Genomic DNA, 3,029 nt, shown 5'->3' on the forward strand with positions numbered 1-3,029 from the left:
CCACATGGCGATGATCAGGACAAATGAAATAACCGCAAATAAAATGGTATTCCAGTCCCCTTTTTGTGGCTGTATCACAGCAAGAATGCTGACAACCGATTCTCCAAACAGAATTAATGTCAGTAACGCAAAGCGTTCTAACAAATGAGCGGTGTTGGTCGGTAATTTCGCCAGTCGCTTATGTCCTAAAATAGGTAAAATCATGTCCACTGCAATTCCTGTATATAACACGGCGTAGCGGACCCATGAATCAAAAAAGAGCGACAGAAGGGAGATAACAATCCCAATTCCAAAGCATGTTCCTAAAAACACAGCAACTTTTTTTCTCTCACTCTGTTCAAATTTTTGGACAATAAGATATTGAATCGAGGTTAACGCTCTTAGCCCGATATAGCCAATCAAAAAAGACACGTAATATTGATCAAAATCTACGGACAAGCTTGAGATCATGATAAGAACAAACAGCATTTGAAGAATCATAAAGATGCGCTGATGCAAAAAATCTTGTCCAAATCGATTGATAAACATCGTTTGTCCCGTCCACGCCCACCATATCGGAATAAAGATCAGTACAAACTTTAACAAATACTCTCCATGAATATACCCTTGTTCAACGTGAAGCAAAACATGCGTAGCAGTCGCAACGGCTGCCACAAATAACAAATCATAAAAAAGCTCCAGCCACGTAACTTTTTTTTCTTCCACTACTCCGCATCCCTTCCTATCATCTATCAGGCTGTCGTTAATATACTTTATTTTATATACAAGAGACGCATATTTCATGACAGGTAGCGTAGTAAAAGATAGGTGAGCCAGCTGTTCATCAGTCGGCTCACCTATCTAGCAATTACTTTTATGTCGTTACGTTTTCTCCGTCACATAAATGATCCACAGATGCCATTCTACTTTCACGTCTTATATGTAAAGAGAACGACCTTTAGCATGCTATGTTATTAGACACTCTGCTTGCTGAAATCGCGCTGAGCTCCTCTATAGCTGCCCATTAAGTTTTGATAACCAGGAAGATGACTAGAAATTAAATTACCAAAACCTTCAACGTCGTTGCGCCAGTCACGCTGCAGCTCGCACGCTACGCTAAACCAGTTCATAAGCTGTGCGCCCCCGTGAGCCATACGCGTTAATGCTGCATCTGCGACTTGCTTATTAAACGTTCCGGAAGCATCCGTCACAACAAACACTTCGTAGCCTGCTTTAATGGCAGAAAGTGCAGGAAAAGCAACGCAGACATCTGTCACTACACCGGCGATAATTAGCTGTTTTTTCCCGGTTGCTTTAATGGCTTTAACAAACTCTTCGTTGTCCCACGCGTTAATTTGTCCAGGACGAGCTATTTTTGGCGCATTAGGAAACAGATCAACGAGTTCTTGCATGAGCGGGCCGTTGGGTCCATTTTCAAAGCTAGTTGTTAAAATAACCGGTAAATCAAAGAATTTAGCCGTATCACCAAGAGCTAATACGTTGTTTTTAAATTCATCAACGCCATAGTCACGTACAAGGCCAGAAATAAGCCCCGTTTGGTGGTCAACTAAAAGCACGGCAGCATCATCTTTTGAAAGGCGAGAGTAAAGATCAGACATTTTATAATCCTCCTTAAATTAAGGCAAGTAAGGATACATGTACCTCTTCCATTCCTTACAAGCGGTCTATAATTTGAACGGTTTTTTGGATTTCATTTATGATCTGTTAGGTAAAACATGTATAGAAAGAAAAGCTATTTCTGAGGTGAAGGTTCGTGAGGTGTGTTCTCTCTCTTAATCTAGAACAGGAACAGGCGCTTGATCAACCCAATGAATGAACTGCTGTAGGTAGCGCTGAAGATAACGTTTTGTTGATTCATCGGTTAGTACTTTTTGTTGAGCATCAACTTTTTCATGAACTTGCGAAATCAGCATTTTTTGAAATGGCAAAACGTTGACTTGCATAGCTTCCAGTACTTCTCTCGTTTGCATTTGAGCAAAAGCCGTACCGAAGCCTCCTGGAGTTGCTCCAATTAGGCCAACTGGTTTTCTGTTTAAAACAGAAGAGGTCCGAGGTCTTGATGCCCAGTCCAAGGCATTTTTTAACACTCCGGGAATTCCTGAATTGTACTCTGGACTAACTATAATAACGCCGTCAACATCTTGAATCGCAGCTCTAAAGGATGCGACAGATTCTGGTGATCCGTCAGCTTCTAAATCTTCATTAAAAAAAGGCAGGCTGCTTATTTCAATCCAGCGATATTGAGCTGAGTCATCTAATGTAGTCAATGACTCAGCAATCATTCGGTTATACGAATTCTTTCGTAAGCTTCCACAAATAAGACCAATAGTTTTCGTCATCTATTCACCTCCTTACTTGGAATTAATTTCATATTACCACGGTGTTTCAAATATAGATATTAGTTTTATATATAGATAAATTAATTCCTTCTTTGTACCTAATTCGGGATTGAACTAGCGTTTTACTATTACTAAAAGAATTTTTTTAGTAAAATTTAGTCTAATTCTCTCACTTCAAAAGGAATCAAAGCTCTTTCAATTTGATCTCGATGGGTTTCGTACTGTTCAGGCAGCATGAGTTTTTCTCCCATTGTTTCAAGTGACTCATCATGAGCAAAGCCTGGAGGATCTGTTGCAATTTCAAATAGAATTTCTCCGTGCTCCTTAAAATAAATCGCATTAAAGTAATTTCGATCTCGAACAGCCGTTACTCCGTATCCGCTGTCCGCTACGTATTTCTGCCATTCTAATTGATCTTCATCATCTTTTGCTCGCCATGCAATATGGTGAACCGTTCCAATGCCCATTTGCCCGCGTCCAATGGTTGTTAATTTTAAATCAATCACATTTCCAATGTCAGCTGATGATTGAAAACGTATAAAATCTCCTTCTTGCCCTACTTTTTGTAGACCCATTACGCTTTCTAATAACTGAGCTGTTTCATGAGGCTTAACAGATAATAAAGTAGCCCCTCCGAATCCTTTAATAGCCACTTCAGGTTTAATTTCACCGACTTGCCACGTATTCTTT

General features: G+C 39.9%; 4 protein-coding genes. All 4 read right to left on the bottom strand.

The features are described from left to right. A partial coding sequence (locus tag AC1DRF_RS21385) for a low temperature requirement protein A (RefSeq protein WP_477741633.1) occupies nt 1-705 on the bottom strand: 705 nt, incomplete at its 3' end. Nucleotides 706-953: 248 nt separating this feature from the next. Then, entirely contained in the window at nt 954-1,598 is a 645-nt protein-coding gene (ycaC, locus tag AC1DRF_RS21390) for an isochorismate family cysteine hydrolase YcaC (protein WP_025753100.1), read from the bottom strand. 174 nt (nt 1,599-1,772) lie between these two features. Next, a complete protein-coding gene (locus tag AC1DRF_RS21395; RefSeq protein WP_028409904.1) occupies nt 1,773-2,339 on the bottom strand; it encodes an NADPH-dependent FMN reductase in 567 nt (188 codons plus the stop codon). A 155-nt stretch (nt 2,340-2,494) separates the two neighbouring features. Then, nucleotides 2,495-3,029 (bottom strand): VOC family protein (locus AC1DRF_RS21400; RefSeq protein ID WP_477741634.1); only part of this gene is annotated, 535 nt, incomplete at its 5' end.

This window comes from Priestia sp. P5_B4, from assembly GCF_056400385.1.

Bases quoted from the DNA above. Each gene is read 5' to 3' on its own strand.
- ycaC (WP_025753100.1), bottom strand. From the start codon at position 1,598: ATGTCTGATCTTTACTCTCGCCTTTCAAAAGATGATGCTGCCGTGCTT.
- AC1DRF_RS21395 (WP_028409904.1), bottom strand. From the start codon at position 2,339: ATGACGAAAACTATTGGTCTTATTTGTGGAAGCTTACGAAAGAATTCG.